The following is an 18,044-nucleotide window of genomic DNA, read 5'->3' as shown; positions in this document are numbered from 1 at the left end:
GCGAGGCGCTCGACGAAGGCGAGGTCGGTCTCGCGGTATTGCACGCAGTACTCCCGCGTCTCGGGCTCGCGGGTGGCGGCGAAGGCCACGTCACGCAAACCGCGCTCGTCGCACAGGGTGTTGAGCACGGTGAGCGGCGAGACCTGCTGGAAGATACGCGAATTGTGGCGAAGGCCCAGGCGCCACAGCGCGGGGCGAACGACCATCGAGTAGAAGGTACGCCGATGGCCGCGGTCGCCACGGCCGAACTCGCTCACCACGCCATGGAGCCGGCGCAGCGCCTCGCCGTCTTGCCAGATCGTCAGGGTCGCGGGACGGTCGAGGACCTCCGTGGCGGCGAGGCCGCCGTCGCGGCTGGCAAAGCGCACGCGGAGGGTGAAGGGGGCGGAGAGCGCCTCTTCCAGGGTGAAGTCGATCACCGCGAGGCCCTCAACCCCGGGGAGGGTCAGGGTGAATTGCAATCCGCTTGCCTTGGCCATGTGCATGTTCCCTGAGCACTCGTGGAAGAACCGATTCTCTGGAAACGAAAGGTTACGCAGGCAGGCCAAGCGCACAAGAGCCTTTCAATAGAAAGCGAGCAAGTCTGACAGGCGACATCGGCAATGTCTTACATAGCATCAGCCCTTCCCCTGCCGTCAGCCCGCCGATGATCCAGCGCTGGCAGATCAGGAACGCCACGTTAGGGCAGGACGTGCCAGGCACACTTGTAAACAAGAGCGGACGGCTGCCGAGGCATGCCGCCCGCGGGCTCAACGACCCGGTCTACTCGTGTTCGGCTTCCTGGTCATGTTGCGCCAGCCAATCGCGCAGGAAGGCGATCTCCGCTTCTTGGGTCTCGATCACCTCGCGGGCCAGGTCGCGAATGGATGGGTCCTCGCCGTGCTCGAGCGCCACGCGGGCCATGTCGATGGCGCCTTGGTGGTGGACAATCATGCCGCGAGCGAAGTCCACGTCGGCCTTGCCGCTGAACTCCGTCTGCATGTCGGCGTGCATGCGCTCGGCAATCTCGCGATAGGCCTGCACCGCCGGGTTGTCGGCGTGCTCGTCCTCCGTCTCCACAGTCGCCCCGTGGCCTTCATGTTCGCCGTCGCCGCTTGCCGGCGCCGCCTCGTCGGTGTTCAAGGCCGTCTCGGACTCGGATGCGCCCTCCTCGGATTCGCCCCCTTCCGGTGTGCTTGGGTCGGACGCTTCCTCCGCCGACGATTCGTCTGCCGATGTCTCGTCCTGCCGGGTGGTGGACGTGTCGTCCTGGGACGTCTCGATCCGCTCCTGGGCGTCGGTCCTCTCCTCCGAGGCGAAGAGGGGTGTCGCCAGCAGGGCGCTGCCGGCCAGGATGACGGCCAGCGCCTCGCGGTAACGTACTGCCGGGAACTGCGACATGTGCTCTCCTTGAACCATGGATCATAGGACTACGATAACCGCCTGCGCCGTGCAGGTCATCGATGATTATCACGCGCAGCAGCCCATCCAGCTCCCCCGCAGAACGACCTAGCGCTCCTCGCCGAAGCGGGCCAGCTGCATTTCGCGCAGGCGGCTCAGGGTACGGCGAAACGGAAACGCCAGGTAGCCTTGGCCGTAGAGCTCATCCATGGGCACCTCGGCTTCGAGATGAAGCGGCACGCGGCGGTCGTAGCACTCGTCCACCAGGGCTATGAAGCGGCGCACGCCATCGTCACGCCGGGACAGTGGCGGCAGCTCCCTGTCGCCGGCTTCGATGCGTTCGGTGCCGTCCTCGGTGCCGCGGGCGATCCCTCGGGCGGTACTCGCATCGCTCAGCCTCGGCACTTCGCCGAGCAGGATATGGTCGAAGCCGTCGACCAGGGCGATGAAATCGAGCGCGGCCAACGGCTGCTCGCACAGATCGGCGTAGCGACACCACACCACACGTTCGCTGCGCCGTTGCACGAGGATCTGTCGATGGCCGAGCTCGATGGGCTCACGGCTCGCCCGGTATCCCGCTCGCCCCGCCTCTTCGCTCAAGCGCTCGAACAGTGTCGCCAACGCACTCGGCCGGCCGGGCTCGGCCACCCAGTAGCGCTGGCACGCGCGGCCGGGATGCCGCCGATGATCGCGTCCGCCGTCGAGCTCCACCACGCGCATGTGGCGTTCGAGTGCGGCGATGGCGGGCAGGAAACGCTCACGGTTGAAGCCGTCGGCATAGAGTTGATCCGGCGACTGGTTGGAGGTACAGACCAGGACCACGCCGCGCTCGAGCAGCGCCTGGAGCAGGCGTCCGAGAATCATTGCATCGGCGATGTCGCTGACGAAGAGTTCGTCCAGGCACAGCACGCGCACTTCGCCGGCGAGCTCCCCCGCGAGCGCCGCCAGCGGGTCGGCGGTACCGCTCAACTGGAACTGACGCTGGTGGACCCAACGCATGAAGTGATGAAAGTGCAGCCGCCGCGCCGGTACTTCGAGGTGGCGATGGAAGGCGTCCATCAGCCAGGTCTTGCCGCGCCCGACCGGCCCCCAGAGATAGACGCCAGCGACCGAACCGGTATCCGGCGCCACCTCGCCATGCAGGGCCTGGCTGCATTCGTCGAGCCACGCGGCAGCCTGACGCTGGGCGTCGTCGTGAGCGAAGCCCAGTCGCGCCACGGCATCATGGTAGACCGCCAAGGGCGTCGCCGCGCTCATGCGTCCAATCGACGCGTCATGATGGTAACGGCTTCGCCTCGGTAGTCGACGTCCTCGTGGTCCTGCCAGCCAAGCCGCCGGTAAAGCGCCTGCTGATCGGGCGTGAACAGGTAGAAAAGGTCAACGCCGCAGCCAGCCGCCTCGGCTTCGACGCGGCGGATCAGCCGCGAGGCGATGCCCTGGCCGCGCCACTCGGGCAGCACGAACACCGAGGCCAGCCAGGGGGTGAGTTCGGGGCGGGAGTCCATGTCCCGGGCCATCAGCGCTGCCGTTCCCACCGGCTGATCGCCTTCCATCGCCACGAAGATCGACGGCACGCCGCCATCACCGCACTCGCGGCGGAAGGCTTCGCACCAGGACGCGGCCGTGTACCCGGGGTTCAAATGGCCCCACTCGGCGTAGGTCCAGCTCGCCACGGTGGGGACATGGTCCGAGTCGGGGCTCAAGCGAACAATATTGATCGGATCCTGCTTGGACATGCTCTCTCCCTAGTGCCGACAGATATGGCTGCCGCTTCGCTTTGGCAGATCCCACAGGGATTCTATCCTGAGACGACATGGACCGCAGAACGCCAAGCGCCTACCGAGGCGCAGGCAAGGAGAGCGATATGGCAGTGTCATTGAAGAAACTCGAAGAGCAAATCCTCGTCATCACCGGCGCCACCAGCGGCATCGGACTGGCCACCGCGCGGCAGGCCGCCGATCGCGGTGCTCGCCTGATCGTCGCCGCCCGCGACGAAAGCGCCCTGCAGACGCTGGTGGAGGAGTTGCGCCAGCGCGGTGCCGATGCGGTTTACGCAGTGGCCGACGTTGGCGACCCCGACCAGGTCCACGATATCGCGGAAACCGGCATTCATCACTTCGGCGGTTTCGATACCTGGATCAACAACGCCGGCGTTTCGCTGTTCGGCTACATGACCGACCAGCCGCTCGAAGACCAGCGGCGTCTCTTCGATACCGATTTCTGGGGCGTCGTCCACGGCTCGCTGGAGGCGGCCCGCCACTTGGGCCTGCGCGCCGAGCGGCACGGCGGCGCCATTATCAACCTAGGCTCCGTGGTCTCGGACCGCGCCATCCCGCTGCAGGGCATCTACTCGGCCTCGAAACATGCGATCAAGGGCTTCACCGATGCGCTGCGCATGGAGCTCGAGGATCTGGGGGCACCGGTATCGGTCACGCTGGTCAAGCCGGGCAGCATCGCCACCCCCTTCCCGCACCACGCGGGCAACCACATGGACGTCGAACCCACCCTGCCGCCGCCCCTCTACGAGCCGGACGTGGTGGCCAAGGCCATCCTGCACTGCGCCGAGCATCCGCAGCGTGACCTCCGCGTCGGCGGCGCCAGCAAGGGTATTGCCATGCTCGGCCACCTGGCACCGAGGCTGGCCGACCGCATCATGCGGCGCAGCATGATTCCTCAGCAGCAGTCGGACCAGGCGCCGCAGAACATCGGCGGGCTGCACCGGCCGGCACCGGGTGTCTGGCAACGGGCCGAGTTCGATCATCCGGTCGCCAGCAGGAGCCGCTACACCCAGGCGAGCATGCACCCGGCGCTGACCGCCACGGCCATCGCTGGCGCCGTGCTCGGCATTGCGGCGCTCACCGGCACGGCGCGGCGAAAACGCTATTGAGATACCAACGCGCCGTCTCTTGTGGCGTGAGGTCTATCCCAGTTGAAAGGGATAGACCGAGCCGATCTCGAGAAGGCGCGTCAGCTCGTCCAGCGCGGTGAGGGTCTCGTCGGCGAGCTGAGGATCGGCCAGATCGTCGGGCGCCAGCCGATCGCGGTAATGGCGCTCGACCCAAGCGGTCAGCTCGCTGTACAGGCCGTCGGTGAGCAGCACGCGGCCGGTCAGTGAGGTCCGCTCGGCGGCCGACAGGACCACGCGCAGACGCAGACAGGCGGGGCCACCGCCGTTGCGCATGCTCTGCTTGACGTCCTTGACGATCACCTCGCCAATGGGATTGTGACCGGCCAACAGATGATCCTGGATGGCGCGCCATACCGACTCGCGCTCTTGGCATTCGCCGGGCACCACCAGGGTCATGCTGCCGTCGGGGTTGCTGAGCAGCTGTGAGTTGAACAGGTAGGAAGCCACGGCATCGTCGAGGCTCACCGCCTCGCTCGGCACCCGCACCGGGATCAGCGGCGTGACCATCTTGGCGCGCAGCGCATCCAGAGTGCCCTGCTCGTCGAGGAAGGCCATCGCGTGGTAGAGCAGCACCGGGCCGTTGCCTACCGCGATCACGTCGTTGTGGAACACGCCGGCGTCGATGGCGTCGGGATGCTGCTGGGCGAATACCATCTGGGCTTCATCGAGCCCGTGCTGGCGCGCCACCGCCTGGCTCGCCTCCAGGGTCTGGCGCGCCGGAAAACGCTTGGGTGCCCGACGCTCTCCCGGTCCCCCGCCGAAGGCCTGGCGGCCATAAACGTAGAGGTGCACGCCGGGCTCGCCGTGGTCACCGCACAGGCGGGTGTGGTTGGCCGCGCCCTCGTCGGAAAAGGCCGGGGTCGCCGGCAGGGCCGGATGATGAGCGAAGCGCGACTCGTCACGAAAAATCGACGCCAGCACCCGCGCGGTGGTCTCCGGTTCCAGAAAGCGATGAAAGCTCGACTGCAGGTTGGCCGGGGTGAAGTGGACGCGGCCGTCCGGCGCATCGCGGCTCGGCGTCACAGTGCCGGCGTTGGCCGTCCACATGCTCGAGGCGGAGCACACCGCGCGCAGTACCTGCGGTGCTTCGCTTGCCGCCCGTGCCAGCACCTCGCGATTGCTGCCGGTGAAGCCGAGCGAGCGCAGCGCGCCGAGGTCCGGCCGCTGCTGCGGCGGCAGCACGCCCTGGGCGTAGCCGGCGTCCATCAGCGCCTTCATCTTGACCAGGCCCTGCAGCGCCGCCTCGCGCGGGTTGGAGACCAGGCCCCCATGGCTCATCGAGGCGACATTGCCGTGCGCCAGGCCCGAGTAATTGTGGGTCGGCCCGACCAGCCCGTCGAAGTTCACTTCCCGGTAGTCGGCGGCGTTCATCGCTTCGCTCATAAGACGACTCCAGGCGGCAGGTTATCGGGCAGGGTCAGGGTCTCGGCCTCCATCGAGGCCACCGGATAGGCGCAGTAGTCGGCGGCATAATAGGCACTGGGGCGGTGGTTACCGCTGATGCCTACGCCGCCGAAAGGCGCGTCGCCCGAAGCGCCGGTAGTCTGGCGATTCCAGTTGACGATGCCGGCGCGGATGCGCAGCAGGAAATCGTCCCAGTCGGCTCGCTCACCGCCGATCAAGCCCGCGGCAAGGCCGTAGCGGGTATCGTTGGCCAGCTCGATGGCATGATCCCAGTCGCGGTAGCGATAGACCTTGAGCAGTGGCCCGAAGTACTCATCGTCGGGCACATTGAGGCCGGTGACGTCGATCAACGCGGGCGACACCAGGCTGGTGCCGGGCTGCAGACACTCCATGCGCGACAGCACCACGCCGCCCATGCCTTCCAGCTCCTCCTGGGCCCGCAACATGCCCTCGGAGGCCGCGTCGTTGACCAGGCCGCCGTAGAAGGGTGCCGGCTCCTCGAACTGCCCGGCTACCCGCAGGCGGCCGATGGCGTCGACCAAGGCGTCGAGCAGGTGGTCGCCGACCTGCCCTTCCGGCACGATCAGACGCCGGGCGCAGGTGCAACGCTGGCCGCCGGAGAGAAACGCCGACTGCAGAATGGTCAGCACGGCCGCCTCCTGGTCGGGCACGTCCTTGACCACCAGCGGATTGTTGCCGCCGAGCTCCAACGCCAGGATCTTCTCCAGTTGCTCGGCGAATTGACGGTTGAGCAACCCGCCGACCCGGGCACTGCCGGTGAACAGCAAGCCGTCGATACCGGGATGGGACGACAGTGCCTGACCCACCGGGGCGGCGCCCTGCACCAGGTTGATCACGCCGGCAGGCAGCCCCGCCTCCTGCCAGCACTGCAGGGTCAGGTCGGCGGTCAGCGGTGTCTGCTCGCTGGGCTTGAAGGTCACCGTATTGCCAGCCAGCAGCGCTGGCACGATATGCCCGTTGGGCAGGTGGCCGGGGAAGTTGTAGGGACCGAACACCGCCATCACGCCATGCGGACGATGGCGCAACACCGCCGTGGTGTCGCCAAGATCGCGGCTGCGCTCGCCGGTACGCTCCTGGTAGGCGCGCACTGAGATCGCCACCTTGCCGATCATCGCGCCCACCTCGGTGCGGGCTTCCCACAGCGGCTTGCCGGTTTCGGAGGCGATGGCCCGCGCCAAGTCCTCGCGGTGGGCCTCAAGCGTCTCGCGGAAGCGCTCCACCACGCTCAAGCGCTCGGCGAAGGGTAGCCGGGCCCAGCCCGGGAAGGCGCCGCGGGCGGCCTCCACGGCCGCCGCCACCTGGGTGTCGCTGGCCGCCGCCCCCTGCCACAGGGTCTCGCCGGAGACCGGGTCGCGCTTGGTGAAAGAGGTCGCTTCGCCCGACTGCCAGGTGCCGCCGATCAGCAGCTGTTGCATCGCTTTCATGTGCTCTCCTCGGTATCCAGTACGCGCAGCGGGTCGCCGGACGCCACGCCGAGACGCTCCGCTTCCCGCTCGCTCAGGGTAATGGTGTCGTCGCCGTCGGGGCCTCGCGCCACCCAGGCGGCCCGGAAGTCGGCCATCACGCCGTTGGCCGCCAGCCAGCGTGGGCGTCCCGGCGGCACTTCGCTCATCGAGCGCACCTCGACCCGGCAGCGACGTGACTTGCGCACCGCGCGCACGTCGTCGATATAGGCCTCGACGGTGGGGCCGCCGTCAAAGATGTCGATATAGCCCTCCCAGCGCAGGCCCTCCTTCTTGAGCATGGCCAGGGCCGGGCGAGTATCGCGATGGACCTTGCCGATGCAGTCCCGCGCCTCGTCGGAGAGAAACGGCGTATAGATGGGAAACTTGGGCATCAGCTCGCCGATGAAGCTCTTCTGGCCGAGCCCGGTGAGGCGGTCTGCCTCGTCGAAATCCATGGGGAAGAAATGGCTGCCCAGGCACTCCCAGAACGGGCTCTTGCCGCGCTCGTCGAATACACCGCGCATCTCGGCCAGCACCTTGTCGGGAAACTGGTCGCGAAATTCGGCCATGAACAGCCAGCGCATCATCGACAGCAGCGCGCCGTTGCGCTGGTGCCGACGGTCGCCGCCGCGGTACTGCGGGCGCAGGAACAGCGAGGCCACCTCGGCGTCGCCGGTGTGGTCGGAACTCAGGAACAGCGTATCGATGGTGCGGTGGAGGTCGAGCTGCACCGAGGAATGGGCGAGCGTACCCAGGCGGTAATGATAGAACGGCACCTCGCGCCCCACCTGTCCCTCGATGGCGCAGCAGCCGGCCAGCTCGCCGTTCTCCTCATCCTCGAGCACGAAGAAGTAGTTACGCCGATCCGGCGGCGTACGCTGCCCGAAGGCGCTCACCGCGGCCTCGATCTTGGCGGCGAGAAACTCGCGGTTATCGGGCAGCGAAGTGAAGCCCACCCCGGTCTCCCGGGACACGGCCTGCAGCTCGTCCAGGTCGCCCTCGGCAATCGGTCGGATGCGCATCACAGCTCTCCCTCGTCGTAGCCCAGCTCGTCCTCGCCGGCTGCCGGCAGCGCCAGCGGCGCGGCCAGTACCGCGCGCCCCTCCTCCACACCGAGCAGCTCGGCGTGCTCGGGCGATATCATCAGCTGTCCGGTAGGCGACAGCGCATAGCGGGCCACCACGCAGCGGAAGTCGGCCAGGCGCTGGTTGGCGATCATCGCCGGCTCGGCATCGGGCAGGACGTGCGCAGGGCGCACCCGCACCGGGTGCCAGGCAGCGCGGCGGAAAGTCTGCAGGCGGTCGCGTTCGCCCTTGATCACGGGGCCGGCATCGAAGATATCGACGTGGCGCGAACGCATGAAGCCTTCGGCCAGCATCTCGGTCATGGCGCTCTCGTGCTCGGGGTGCTCGCGCCCGATGGCGGCCCGCGCCTGGGGCGTGAGCAGCGCCAGGTAGAGCGGAAACTGCGGCATCACCTCGGCGATGAAGCTCTTCGAGCGCACCCCCGCCAGGTAGTTGATGTCGTGGTAGTCGCGCACGAAGAAGTGTCGCCCCACGCTGTTCCAGAAGGGCGACTCCCCCCGTTCGTCCAGGTAGCCGGGGAAGGCCATCGCCAGCACCTCGGCGAAGCGCTCTGGGTACTGGGCGATGAACATCAGCCGTGCCCGACGCAGCAGGCTCTCGGCACTGGTACCGCGGTAGCGCGGATCGAGCGACAGCGCACACAGCTGGCTGGTCTCGGAGACCTCGTGGGAGAGCGACAGGGTCTGCACTTCGCGACGCACGTTGAGTTGCTGCGAGGCGTGGATCAGGGTCTCCTGACGATAGGTGTAGTAGGCCTCGCGCGCGCCGGCTTCGGCGCGCACGGTGGCGGTGCCCACCACCTCGTCGCGCTCCAGGTCATCGAGCACGAAGGTGTAGTGCTCGTCACCGGGAAAATCCACCTCGCGGCCAAACGACTGGCGCGAGCGGGCGATGCGCTCTTCGAGGCGATCGCGATGGGCCGGCAGGTTGGTCAGGCTCGGCGTGGCCGAGCCTGCCAACCGCTCCAGGGCCGGCAGGTCCGCCGGGCGGACGGGGCGTACGACCATCATGGCGGGGTCTCCCGATCGGTTGACGGCAGCGTCGCGCATGGCGTGTTCCGACATCACTTCGCCGCTACCATCCGCGCCACGGCACGCTCGAGTCGCGCCATGCCTTCGGCGATATCGGCCTCGGGAATCACCAGCGACGGCGCCATGCGCAGCACGTTGGGCCCGGCGATCAGAGCCATCAAGCCCTCCTCGATCGCCAGCGGCAGGATATCCTTGGCCCGGCCCTCGTACTCCGCCGCCATCTCGGCGCCGATCAGCAGGCCCATGCCGCGCACCTCCTTGAACACGCCGTGCTTGCGGTTGATCGCCTCGAGGTGCTCGCGGAACAGGTCGTGGCGCTGCTTGACGCCGCCCAGCACCTCGGGAGTGTCGATGTGTTCCACCGCGGCCAGGGCCACGGCGCAGGCCAATGCGTTGCCGCCGTAGGTGGAGCCGTGGGTGCCGATGGCCATGGCCGGGGCGACGCGGTCGGTGGTCAGCATGGCGCCGACGGGGAAGCCGCCGCCCAACGCCTTGGCGCTGGTGAGGATGTCGGGCTGGATGCCGTAGTCCATGTAGGCGAACAGCGAGCCGGTACGCCCCACACCGGTCTGCACCTCGTCGAAGATCAATAGCGCATCGTGGGTGTCGCACAGGTCGCGCAGCCCTTGCAGGAACTCCTGCCGGGCCGGCACGATGCCGCCCTCGCCCTGCATCGGCTCGACCATTACCGCGCAGGTGTCGTCGTCGATCAGGTCACGCACGCTGTCGAGGTTGTTGAACTCGCCGTGGACGATGCCTCCCGGCACCGGACCGAAGCCCTGAGAGTATTTGGGCTGGCCGCCGACGCTGACGGTGAAGAAGGTACGGCCGTGGAAGGATTGCTGGAACGAGACGATGCGATGCTTGTGTTCGCCGAAGCTGTCGTGCGCCCAGCGCCGTGCCAGCTTGAGCGCCGCCTCGTTAGCCTCGCCGCCCGAGGAACAGAAGTAGACCTTGTCGGCGAAGGTGCGCTCCACCAGTGATTTAGCCAGCTTCAGCGCCGGCTCGTTGGTGTAGACATTGGAAAGATGCCAGAGCTTGCCCGCCTGCTCGGTGAGCGCTTCGACCAGCACCGGATGACAGTGGCCCAGCGAGTTCACGGCGATGCCGCCGGCGAAGTCGATGTACTCGCGTCCTTCCTGGTCCCACAGTCGGCTACCCTCGCCGCGCACCGGAATGACTTTCTGGGGAGAGTAATTCGGCACCATGTACTGGTCGAAGTCGGCGCGGATCGGGGTATGGCTCATCTCGGTCTCCATTCCTGCAAGGGGGTGATAGCAACGCAGTGATGATGTCATTCGAGTATAAGGAGCCTTGCCAGTGCCGGCTTTCAGCAATGGGACCCTGATTTGTATAAAAGGGCTGTAGCCAAGGTTGTACAAGAAGCGAAAGGCGGCAAGAGGAGAGAAGCATGATCAACACCACGGCGTGGAATCGAATCCGCTATGGACTCTACGCACCCATCTACGATCTCGTTGCCGACCGCGTCTTTCGCCGCGCGCGCCAGCTGGCGCTCGATGCGGTGGATTGGCAGCCCGGCATGCGAGTACTGCTGGTCGGTGCCGGCACGGGCCTGGACCTTCCCTGGCTGCCACGCGATATCGAGGTGCATGCCACCGACCTGTCGCCGCGCATGGTCAGGCGCATGCAGGCACGGGCCGAGCGGCTGGGGCTGGATGCCCAGTGTCGCGTCATGAACGCCGAGGCGCTGGCCTATCCCGACGCTCACTTCGACGTGGTGATCATGCACCTGATCCTGGCGGTGATGCCGCACCCCGAGCGCGGCCTCGCCGAAGCCAAGCGCGTGCTAAGGCCTGGCGGCCAGCTCTGCGTGATGGACAAGTTCCAGTGTGACGAGCGCCCGGCCGGCCCCCTGCGGCGTCTGCTCAATGTCGCGACCAGCGCCGTGGCCACCGACATCACACGTCAGGCCCGCCCGCTGCTGGAGGGCGGCGGCTTCGCCATCGTGCTCGACCGTCCGGTGATGCTGGGGTCGTTGTTCCGCGCCCTGCTGGCGCACCCCACCGAAGCAGACGCGCGAACGGCGGGAAGCGCTCAGTGAAGGCGCTCTTCGCGCGGCGTCACGCCGAAGTGGTTGCGATAGGCGGTGGAGAAATGCGCGGGCGAGGAGAAACCGGTCTTCATGGCGATTTCGCCGGCGGGCAGGTCGCTCTCGCGCAGTAGCCGGCGCGCCTCCTTCAGCCGCAGGTCGAGGTAGTAGCGACCGGGCACCGCCTGCAGGTATTTCTTGAACAGCCGCTCGAGCTGACGGCGCGAGATCCCCAGGTGCTCGGCCAGCTCATGGGTGGTCAGCGGCTCCTCGATGTTCGCCTCCATCAGCATCACGGCATCCACCAGCGGCGCCGGCGCATGTCCCAGGCGCGCACGCAGCGGCACCTGCTGAGGCTCATCGGCCATGCGCACCCGCTCCAGCACGAAGTGCTCGGAGACCCGCTCGGCCAGCCCGCTGCCGTGATGGGACGCGATCAAGGTCATCATCATGTCCATGGCGGCGGTACCGCCACCGCAGGTGAGACGGTCGCGGTCGATTTCGAACAGCTGCTGGGTGAGCCGAACGCGCGGGAAGTCGCGGGTGAACGCCGCAAAGCGCTGCCACGGCAGGGTGGCGCGATAACCGTCCAGTACCCCCGCGCGCGCCAGTAGCTCGGTGCCACCGCCAACCCCGGCCAATACCACACCGCTGCGCCCCAGCAGGCGCAAGCGCCCCAGCACGCCGGTCTCGCGCGTGGCCGGCAGCGGGCTCGGCGCGCAGACGATCAGCATGTCCAGCTCTACCGGCGCCAGCTCGAAAGGCCGGCAGGCCGCCAGGCTCATCTCCGCCAGGCTCGTCACTTCACCACCCTCGGGCGCGAACGCCTGCAGCCGATAGAGCCGCCGCCCGGCCAGCTGATTGACCACCATCAGCGGCTCCAGCGCACACGCCTGCGCCAGCAGTGAAAAGCCCGGCAGCGCCAGCACCCCGACCCAACGGGTCGGGGGCTCACGGGAAGCGATGGAAGAAGAATCGGGCATGCCACAGCGCCATTGCCGGAACGAAGCTGAAATGGTACTCGATCGGCAGCGTTGTCCATACCTTACACAACACAGGCGCTAACTACGCACCCCGTAGTTGGGAAACCACGGGGTGCGTCGAAGGCGGCGGCTCAGCCGCCGAGGCGCGAGACCAGAAGCGTGATCAGAAAGATGCCCCCGAGGATGGCGACGCCCAGTACCAGCCAGTGCACGCCCTTGGGCGAACGCTTGGCCTCCGGCTGTTCGGCATCGGGCTCGGGATGTGCGAAATCTTCGGGCAGCCTCTCTTCGGTGAGGTGCGCTTTCTTTTCCTCGGGTGTCTTGCTCTCCCTGGTATCCATGGCGGACCTCCTTTGCCGCTGGGTTCGCCCGCCATGGTAGCCAGGAGGCTCCCTAAGGCGGGCCTATAGCGTCACGACATCGAAGTCTACGTCCGGGTTCACATCGGCTTCGTAGTCGACATCGTCCCGCTCGAACCCGAACAGCTTCAAAAATTCGTGCTTGTAACCAGCATAGTCGGTGATCTCGAATAGGTTCTCGCTGGTCACGCGCGGCCACAGGTCCTGGCACGCCTGCTGCACATCGTCGCGCAGCTCCCAGTCGTCCAGGCGCAGGCGGCCGGCTTCGTCGATCGTCATTTCCCCACCGTAGAGCCGTTCGCCGAACAGGCGGTTGAGCTGGTCGATGGTGCCTTCGTGCAGGCCCTTCTCCTTCATGATCTTGTAGACCATGGCGATATAGAGCGGCATGACCGGAATGGCGGCGCTGGCCTGGGTCACCACCGACTTGAGCACCGCTACGTTGGCACCGCCGCCGCTGGCCTTGAGCCTGGCGTCGATCTCGCCGGCGGCGCGATCGAGATCCTCCTTGGCCTTGCCCAGCGCACCGTGCCAGTAGATCGGCCAGGTGATCTCGGTGCCGATGTAGCTGAACGCCACGCTGCGGGCGCCGGGGGCGAGCACGCCGGCCTTGTCCAGGGCGTCGATCCACAGCTCCCAATCCTCGCCACCCATCACCGCCTTGGTGTCTTCGATCTCCTGCTCGGTGGCGGGCTCGACCTCGGCTTCGATGATGGTGTCCTTGTTGGTGTCGATGGCGGTGGCGCGGTAGGTCTCGCCGATCGGCTTGAGCGCGGAGCGCTTCACTTCGCCGCTGTCGGGCAGGCGGCGCACCGGCGAGGCCAGCGAGTAGACCACCAGGTCGATCTGGCCCATGTCCTGCTTGATCAGCTCGATGGCCTTCTCGCGCGCCTCGTGGGAGAAGGCGTCGCCATTGATCGACTTGCTGTAGAGCCCCTCGGCCTTGGCGAACTTGTCGAAGGCGGCGGCGTTGTACCAGCCGGCGGTACCGGGCTTCTTCTCGCTGCCGGCCTTCTCGAAGAACACCCCCAGGGTATCGGCGCCGTAGCCGAACGCCGCGGTGATACGCGCCGCCAGGCCATAGCCGCTCGAAGCCCCGACCACCAGCACCTTCTTCGGCCCCCCTGCCCTGTCTAATTGACGAGCGCGGGTCGCCTCGATCTGCTCGAGCACGTTCTTCTCGCAGCCGACCGGATGGGTGGTGGTACAGATGAAACCGCGAACCTTGGGTTTGATGATCACGACAGACCTCGTTGTTGGTATCCCGGCGCTACGGCCGGATGGATTCGAGTGAGCGATGGCGACATTCTAACGGCCGCCCGGGCGTCTGTCCGCTCTTGAGCGGGGCTGGCGACTGGGGCACGATGCACTCCCGGGTCAATGCGCAGTCAGGAGACAACCATGGATGCACAGACGCTGGTGGACGAACGCGGCGAGCTGTGGCTGGCGCTGGCCCCGCTGTGGCTGGATCGCGAGCCCGGCGAGAGCGAATACGCCCATATGGTCGAGGTGATCCAGCGTCACGAGCTGACGCTGCACGAGCTGGAGTGGGTCTTCCGTCTGGAGCTGGCTCCGGTGCTGGCACGCAACCAGATGTCGGTGGCAGGCGAGTGGCGCAATTTCGACGATTACCGCCTGATGCAGCGGTTGGTGGCGCACAACCTGCGACTGACCGGCTGGAGGCGCAAGAGCTGGGCACTGTTCTCGGGGCTAACCACGATGATGACTCGCCATCGTTGGAACGAGCTGATGGCGCGGGTCATGATCGAGCGCGGCGAATCGCCCCATCCCTGACCGATGCCTCGCTGGATTTGCCGCTAAAGCTCAAAGTTCTCGTCGAGCGCCTCCTCCAGGGCGCGTACCAGCGCCAAGCCACTCGCGTTCGGCGAGAAGCGCTGGATCACCCTTCCGTCGCGCCCCACCAGGAACTTGGTGAAATTCCATTTGATCAGCGTGGTGCCGAGCACCCCCGGCGCCTTGTGCTTGAGTTCCACGAACAGCGGATGAGCGCCGGCGCCGTTGACCCTGATCTTCTCCATCACCGGGAAGGTGACACCGTATTCGCTCGAACTGAAGGCGCAGAAATCCAGCGCCGTTTCCGGCGACTGGCGCGCGAACTGATTGCAGGGAAAGGCCAATACGGTAAAGCCGCGGTCGCGATAGCGGCGATAGAGACGCTCCAGCTCGCCCAGTTGAGGGGTGAAACCGCAGCGGCTGGCCACGTTCACAATCAATAGCACCTGCCCCTGCAGGGCCAGCAGATTGAAGGGCTCGCCGCGAAAGGTACGGCATTCATGTTCGTGGATGGCCATCTCTTGCCTGCCTCGCTGTCTTCCGTCACACGCCACGCCTCGCACGCAGCCCATCCCACCCATGGGCTCACACGAGCCGACCCGGCCAGGCCCTGCCTACCACTCCTTGCTTCAAGCCTACCGAGAAGATGGGGAATCGTCACGCTCGGCATGCGTTGACCCCCAGGCCGCGGCTGGCCATGCTTCGAAAATCCCATCTCGCGGGACACTAAACAAGAGGAACCGTGCCATGCGCGATACTCAGCCACGCCACCGCCTGGCCACCCACGAGGTGACCAACCAGCCCGAGCCGTTCTGTGACCGGGACCTGATGGCCGACGACCTACCGCTGCGCGAGGCACTGGAGCGCGACGCCCCCGCTTGGGTGGCCGAACGCCTGGCGCCGTTGGGCCGCGAGATGGGCAGCGTGCGCGTGCAGGAGCTGGGCGAGGCGGCCAACCGTCATCCACCGGAGCTGCGCCTGTTCGATCGCCATGGCCGGCGGCTGGACGAAGTGCGCTACCACCCCGCCTACCACGAACTGATGCGCCTGGCGCTGGAGGGCGGCTGGCACGCCGTGGCTTGGCGGGAGGAGGGACGCGGCGGGCACCAGGCGCATATCGCCGCGCTGTATCTCATGACCCAGGCCGAGCCCGGCTTTTGCTGCCCGTTGACCATGACCCACGCCGCCATGCCGGTACTGCGCCGCAGCCCGAGGATAGAAGCCGCCTGGGCCCCGGGCCTGCTGGCCGACGTCTACGACCCCCGCGCGCTGCCGCCGGTCGAGAAGCGCGGGCTCACCTTCGGCATGGCGATGACCGAAAAGCAGGGCGGCAGCGACGTGCGCCGCAATACCACCCGCGCCGAGCGTGACGGCGACGGCTGGCGGCTCACGGGCCACAAGTGGTTCTGCAGCGCGCCTATGTCAGACGCCTTTCTTACCCTGGCCCAGACCGACGACGGCCTCACGTGCTTCCTGGCGCCGCGCTTTACGCCTGAAGGCGAGCGCAACGCGATCGAGATCCAGCGGCTGAAGGACAAGTGCGGCAACCGCGCCAATGCCTCGGCCGAAATCGAGTACCGCGGCGCCTGGGCCTTCGCGATCGGCGAGCCCGGCCGCGGCGTGGCCACCATCATCGACATGGTGCAGCAGACACGCCTGGATGCCGCCACCGCGCCGGTGGGCATGATGCGCCAGGCGCTGGCCGAGGCCTGGCGCCACGTGCGTCAGCGCCAGGCATTCGGCCGTCTGCTCGCCGAGCAACCGCTGATGCGGGCGGTGATCGCCGATCTGGCGTTGGAGGTGGAAGCCGGCGTGGCGCTGTCGCTGCGCGCCGCCCGCGCCTTCGACGGCGCTGCCCGGGGCGATGCGCACGAGACCGCGTTGGCGCGGGTGCTGCCCACGCTGACCAAGTACTGGCACAACAAGCGCGGGCCCGGCTTCATGGCCGAGGCCATGGAGTGCCTGGGCGGAATCGGCTACGTGGAGGAGACGCCGCTCGCGCGGCTCTATCGCGAGGCGCCGGTGAATTCGATCTGGGAAGGGTCGGGCAACGTGATCTGCCTGGACCTGCTGCGGGTACTCGCCCGACATCCCGAGTCGATCGCCGCCCTGCGCGACGAACTGACGGCCGGGCGCGGCCAGCAGCAGGAACTGGACCTGGCGCTGGCCGCCATGGAGCACGACCTGGCCCAGCCCAGCGAAGCGCTCGAGCCGCGCGCCCGCTGGCTGGCGCAGCGGCTCGCCCAGTGCCTTCAGGCATCGCTGCTGCTGCGCCATACGCCGAACGAAGTGGCCGAGACCTTTTGCCGTTCACGCCTCGGCGTGGAGGCGAGCCCGGCCTACGGGGTGCTGCCGACCGGCGCGCCGCTGGCGGCGATTCTCTCGCGGATCGGCGACTGATCCGCGGCCAACGCCACGATCTCATCGGCGGGTACCGGCCGCGACAGGCCGAACCCCTGCACGTGGGTGCAGCCGAAGCGGGTCAGCGTGGGCAGGCAGTCGAGTTCCTCGACCCCTTCGGCCACCACGCGGATACCGAGGCGTCGGCCGAGCAGCGCAATCGCCTCGACGATCGCCGCGTCCTGTGTGTCCTGCTGCAGGTGGCGAACAAAGCTGCGGTCAATCTTGAGTTCGCTGATGGGCAGCATCTGCAGCCGCGATAGCGACGAGAAGCCGACGCCGAAATCGTCGACGGCGACCTCCATACCGCTCAGGTGCAGCCGAGCGGCAATCTCCGAGCCCAGCAGCTCGTCGTCCATGGCCGCCGTCTCGGTGATCTCGAGTATCACCAGCGGTGATTCCGCCGGCAAGCGGTGGCGAATCAGCGCCGTCAGTTGGGATTCCATCAGGTCGTCGGCGGTGACGTTGACCGACAGCGACAGCAGCACGCCCTGCTGGCGCCAGCGCTCGGCGTCGGCCAGCGCGCATGCCAGCACGTGGCAGGTCAAGCGTCGGCTCTGCCCCGCGGTCAGCATGGGCAAGAAGCTCGCCGGCCCGATCAGGCCGATCTCGGGATGCACCCAGCGCACCAGCGCCTCGACGCCACTGAGCCGCCCCGTCGCCAGCTCGAACTGGGGCTGGTAGTGCACGGTGAGCTCGTCCCGGCCGAGCGCGCGCTCGATCTCCTCGGCAGAGAAGAAGGGCTCATCCTCGGGTACGATGGCCGGCTTGCGACCGGGGTGCAGCCGCTCCAGCCGCTGGCGCAGCTCGGCCAGGCGCATCGGCTTGTCCAGCGAGCCGAGCATCTGGAGCCCCAGGGTGTGGCCGACCCGCTCGGCAATGCGTGAAATCTTGCGCTCGACGCCGCCCAGCAGCAGTACCCAACCGGCATAGCGCTGCTCAGCCAGCAGCCGCAGCAGGGCGATGCCGTCGGGGTCGCCGAACTCCAGACCCATGATGACTAGTTGGGGGGCGCATTCATCGAGTTCGTCCAGCAATTCGTCCGCGCGTCGGTAGCAGCGACTCTCCATGCCCAGCACGTGCAGCTGCAGCGAGAGGATCGCCACGACATCGGGATCCTCATCGAGCACCATCGCCAGCGCCCGCTCATCGTTATCGTCGTTAATCAGGTTCATCAGGGCCAC

Annotated in this window: 18 protein-coding genes; 4 read left to right on the top strand and 14 right to left on the bottom strand. The window is 67.2% G+C overall.

Features of this window, described 5'->3' with window-relative positions; translation table 11 throughout:
• The 4 genes from CYJ07_RS15070 to CYJ07_RS15055 all read right to left on the bottom strand — a co-directional run.
• Positions 1-479 (bottom strand): contractile injection system protein, VgrG/Pvc8 family (locus CYJ07_RS15070; RefSeq protein ID WP_269320552.1); only part of this gene is annotated, 479 nt, incomplete at its 3' end.
• A 283-nt stretch (positions 480-762) separates the two neighbouring features.
• On the bottom strand, positions 763-1,380 hold the full coding sequence (gene copM / locus CYJ07_RS15065; RefSeq protein ID WP_104204530.1) for a CopM family metallochaperone: 618 nt from the start codon (positions 1,378-1,380) through the stop codon (positions 763-765).
• A gap of 108 nt (positions 1,381-1,488) precedes the next feature.
• Positions 1,489-2,637: a cell division protein ZapE gene (gene zapE / locus CYJ07_RS15060; RefSeq protein ID WP_104204529.1), complete on the bottom strand. Its 1,149-nt coding sequence runs from the start codon at positions 2,635-2,637 to the stop codon at positions 1,489-1,491.
• Positions 2,634-3,116 carry a GNAT family N-acetyltransferase gene (locus CYJ07_RS15055; RefSeq protein ID WP_104204528.1) on the bottom strand — a complete coding sequence of 161 codons (483 nt, stop codon included), beginning with the start codon at positions 3,114-3,116 and terminating at the stop codon, positions 2,634-2,636. The genes zapE and CYJ07_RS15055 overlap by 4 nt, the downstream gene beginning before the upstream one ends.
• Before the next feature lie 128 nt (positions 3,117-3,244).
• Here CYJ07_RS15055 and CYJ07_RS15050 point away from each other — a divergent pair, with 128 nt between their 5' ends.
• Positions 3,245-4,267 (top strand): SDR family oxidoreductase, encoded by a 1,023-nt coding sequence (locus tag CYJ07_RS15050; RefSeq protein ID WP_104204527.1) that lies wholly within the window; start codon positions 3,245-3,247, stop codon positions 4,265-4,267.
• A 33-nt stretch (positions 4,268-4,300) separates the two neighbouring features.
• Here the strand turns inward: CYJ07_RS15050 and astB are convergent, their stop codons facing one another.
• Genes astB through CYJ07_RS15025 form a run of 5 tightly spaced genes read right to left on the bottom strand, consistent with a single transcriptional unit; the run spans position 4,301 to position 10,521 of the window.
• Positions 4,301-5,671 (bottom strand): N-succinylarginine dihydrolase, encoded by a 1,371-nt coding sequence (astB, locus tag CYJ07_RS15045; RefSeq protein ID WP_104204526.1) that lies wholly within the window; start codon positions 5,669-5,671, stop codon positions 4,301-4,303.
• Positions 5,668-7,137: a succinylglutamate-semialdehyde dehydrogenase gene (gene astD / locus CYJ07_RS15040; protein ID WP_104204525.1), complete on the bottom strand. Its 1,470-nt coding sequence runs from the start codon at positions 7,135-7,137 to the stop codon at positions 5,668-5,670. Before astD ends, astB begins: the two co-directional genes overlap by 4 nt.
• Positions 7,134-8,180: an arginine N-succinyltransferase gene (gene astA, locus CYJ07_RS15035; protein WP_104204524.1), complete on the bottom strand. Its 1,047-nt coding sequence runs from the start codon at positions 8,178-8,180 to the stop codon at positions 7,134-7,136. Before astA ends, astD begins: the two co-directional genes overlap by 4 nt.
• Complete coding sequence (locus tag CYJ07_RS15030; RefSeq protein WP_104204523.1) at positions 8,180-9,253, bottom strand: arginine N-succinyltransferase; 1,074 nt, start codon at positions 9,251-9,253, stop codon at positions 8,180-8,182. Before CYJ07_RS15030 ends, astA begins: the two co-directional genes overlap by 1 nt.
• Positions 9,254-9,306: 53 nt before the next feature.
• The gene (locus tag CYJ07_RS15025; RefSeq protein ID WP_104204522.1) at positions 9,307-10,521 is read right to left on the bottom strand and encodes an aspartate aminotransferase family protein; all 1,215 of its coding nucleotides are present in this window, start codon (positions 10,519-10,521) and stop codon (positions 9,307-9,309) included.
• Positions 10,522-10,685: 164 nt separating this feature from the next.
• Between CYJ07_RS15025 and CYJ07_RS15020 the strand changes: the two genes are divergently transcribed.
• Complete coding sequence (locus CYJ07_RS15020) at positions 10,686-11,336, top strand: class I SAM-dependent methyltransferase (protein ID WP_104204521.1); 651 nt, start codon at positions 10,686-10,688, stop codon at positions 11,334-11,336.
• Here the strand turns inward: CYJ07_RS15020 and CYJ07_RS15015 are convergent.
• The 3 genes from CYJ07_RS15015 to fabV all read right to left on the bottom strand — a co-directional run bounded on the left by CYJ07_RS15015 (position 11,330) and on the right by fabV (position 13,908).
• The gene (locus CYJ07_RS15015) at positions 11,330-12,307 is read right to left on the bottom strand and encodes a GlxA family transcriptional regulator (RefSeq protein ID WP_197038383.1); all 978 of its coding nucleotides are present in this window, start codon (positions 12,305-12,307) and stop codon (positions 11,330-11,332) included. The genes CYJ07_RS15020 and CYJ07_RS15015 overlap by 7 nt on opposite strands.
• Before the next feature lie 131 nt (positions 12,308-12,438).
• Positions 12,439-12,648: a hypothetical protein gene (locus CYJ07_RS15010; protein WP_104204520.1), complete on the bottom strand. Its 210-nt coding sequence runs from the start codon at positions 12,646-12,648 to the stop codon at positions 12,439-12,441.
• 63 nt (positions 12,649-12,711) lie between these two features.
• Complete coding sequence (gene fabV, locus CYJ07_RS15005; RefSeq protein WP_104204519.1) at positions 12,712-13,908, bottom strand: enoyl-ACP reductase FabV; 1,197 nt, start codon at positions 13,906-13,908, stop codon at positions 12,712-12,714.
• Between the two features lie 159 nt (positions 13,909-14,067).
• On the opposite strand from fabV, the gene CYJ07_RS15000 reads away from it, so the two are divergent.
• Positions 14,068-14,460: a DUF7079 family protein gene (locus CYJ07_RS15000; RefSeq protein WP_104204518.1), complete on the top strand. Its 393-nt coding sequence runs from the start codon at positions 14,068-14,070 to the stop codon at positions 14,458-14,460.
• A gap of 23 nt (positions 14,461-14,483) precedes the next feature.
• Here CYJ07_RS15000 and CYJ07_RS14995 read toward each other — a convergent pair whose 3' ends face one another.
• Entirely contained in the window at positions 14,484-14,978 is a 495-nt protein-coding gene (locus CYJ07_RS14995; RefSeq protein WP_104204517.1) for a glutathione peroxidase, read from the bottom strand.
• A 229-nt stretch (positions 14,979-15,207) separates the two neighbouring features.
• Between CYJ07_RS14995 and CYJ07_RS14990 the strand changes: the two genes are divergently transcribed.
• Positions 15,208-16,860: an acyl-CoA dehydrogenase family protein gene (locus CYJ07_RS14990; protein ID WP_104204516.1), complete on the top strand. Its 1,653-nt coding sequence runs from the start codon at positions 15,208-15,210 to the stop codon at positions 16,858-16,860.
• On the opposite strand, the gene CYJ07_RS14985 is transcribed toward CYJ07_RS14990, so the two are convergent.
• Positions 16,800-18,035 (bottom strand): EAL domain-containing response regulator, encoded by a 1,236-nt coding sequence (locus CYJ07_RS14985; protein ID WP_197038382.1) that lies wholly within the window; start codon positions 18,033-18,035, stop codon positions 16,800-16,802. The two genes, CYJ07_RS14990 and CYJ07_RS14985, sit on opposite strands and share 61 nt — an antisense overlap.
• Positions 18,036-18,044: the final 9 nt, after the last annotated feature.

Origin of the sequence: Billgrantia saliphila, from assembly GCF_002930105.1 — a bacterium.
GTDB classification, from domain to species: Bacteria; Pseudomonadota; Gammaproteobacteria; order Pseudomonadales; family Halomonadaceae; genus Halomonas; species Halomonas saliphila.
The sequence above is the reverse complement of the archived record's forward strand: the minus strand, read 5'-3'. Positions and strand labels throughout refer to the sequence as shown.

Bases quoted from the DNA above. Each gene is read 5' to 3' on its own strand.
- CYJ07_RS15015 (WP_197038383.1), bottom strand. From the start codon at position 12,307: ATGCCCGATTCTTCTTCCATCGCTTCCCGTGAGCCCCCGACCCGTTGG.
- CYJ07_RS14990 (WP_104204516.1), top strand. From the start codon at position 15,208: ATGCGCGATACTCAGCCACGCCACCGCCTGGCCACCCACGAGGTGACC.
- CYJ07_RS15030 (WP_104204523.1), bottom strand. From the start codon at position 9,253: ATGATGGTCGTACGCCCCGTCCGCCCGGCGGACCTGCCGGCCCTGGAG.
- CYJ07_RS14985 (WP_197038382.1), bottom strand. From the start codon at position 18,035: ATGAACCTGATTAACGACGATAACGATGAGCGGGCGCTGGCGATGGTG.
- astD (WP_104204525.1), bottom strand. From the start codon at position 7,137: ATGAAAGCGATGCAACAGCTGCTGATCGGCGGCACCTGGCAGTCGGGC.
- zapE (WP_104204529.1), bottom strand. From the start codon at position 2,637: ATGAGCGCGGCGACGCCCTTGGCGGTCTACCATGATGCCGTGGCGCGA.
- astB (WP_104204526.1), bottom strand. From the start codon at position 5,671: ATGAGCGAAGCGATGAACGCCGCCGACTACCGGGAAGTGAACTTCGAC.
- CYJ07_RS14995 (WP_104204517.1), bottom strand. From the start codon at position 14,978: ATGGCCATCCACGAACATGAATGCCGTACCTTTCGCGGCGAGCCCTTC.
- CYJ07_RS15025 (WP_104204522.1), bottom strand. From the start codon at position 10,521: ATGAGCCATACCCCGATCCGCGCCGACTTCGACCAGTACATGGTGCCG.
- copM (WP_104204530.1), bottom strand. From the start codon at position 1,380: ATGTCGCAGTTCCCGGCAGTACGTTACCGCGAGGCGCTGGCCGTCATC.
- CYJ07_RS15050 (WP_104204527.1), top strand. From the start codon at position 3,245: ATGGCAGTGTCATTGAAGAAACTCGAAGAGCAAATCCTCGTCATCACC.
- CYJ07_RS15000 (WP_104204518.1), top strand. From the start codon at position 14,068: ATGGATGCACAGACGCTGGTGGACGAACGCGGCGAGCTGTGGCTGGCG.
- CYJ07_RS15020 (WP_104204521.1), top strand. From the start codon at position 10,686: ATGATCAACACCACGGCGTGGAATCGAATCCGCTATGGACTCTACGCA.
- CYJ07_RS15010 (WP_104204520.1), bottom strand. From the start codon at position 12,648: ATGGATACCAGGGAGAGCAAGACACCCGAGGAAAAGAAAGCGCACCTC.
- astA (WP_104204524.1), bottom strand. From the start codon at position 8,180: ATGCGCATCCGACCGATTGCCGAGGGCGACCTGGACGAGCTGCAGGCC.
- CYJ07_RS15055 (WP_104204528.1), bottom strand. From the start codon at position 3,116: ATGTCCAAGCAGGATCCGATCAATATTGTTCGCTTGAGCCCCGACTCG.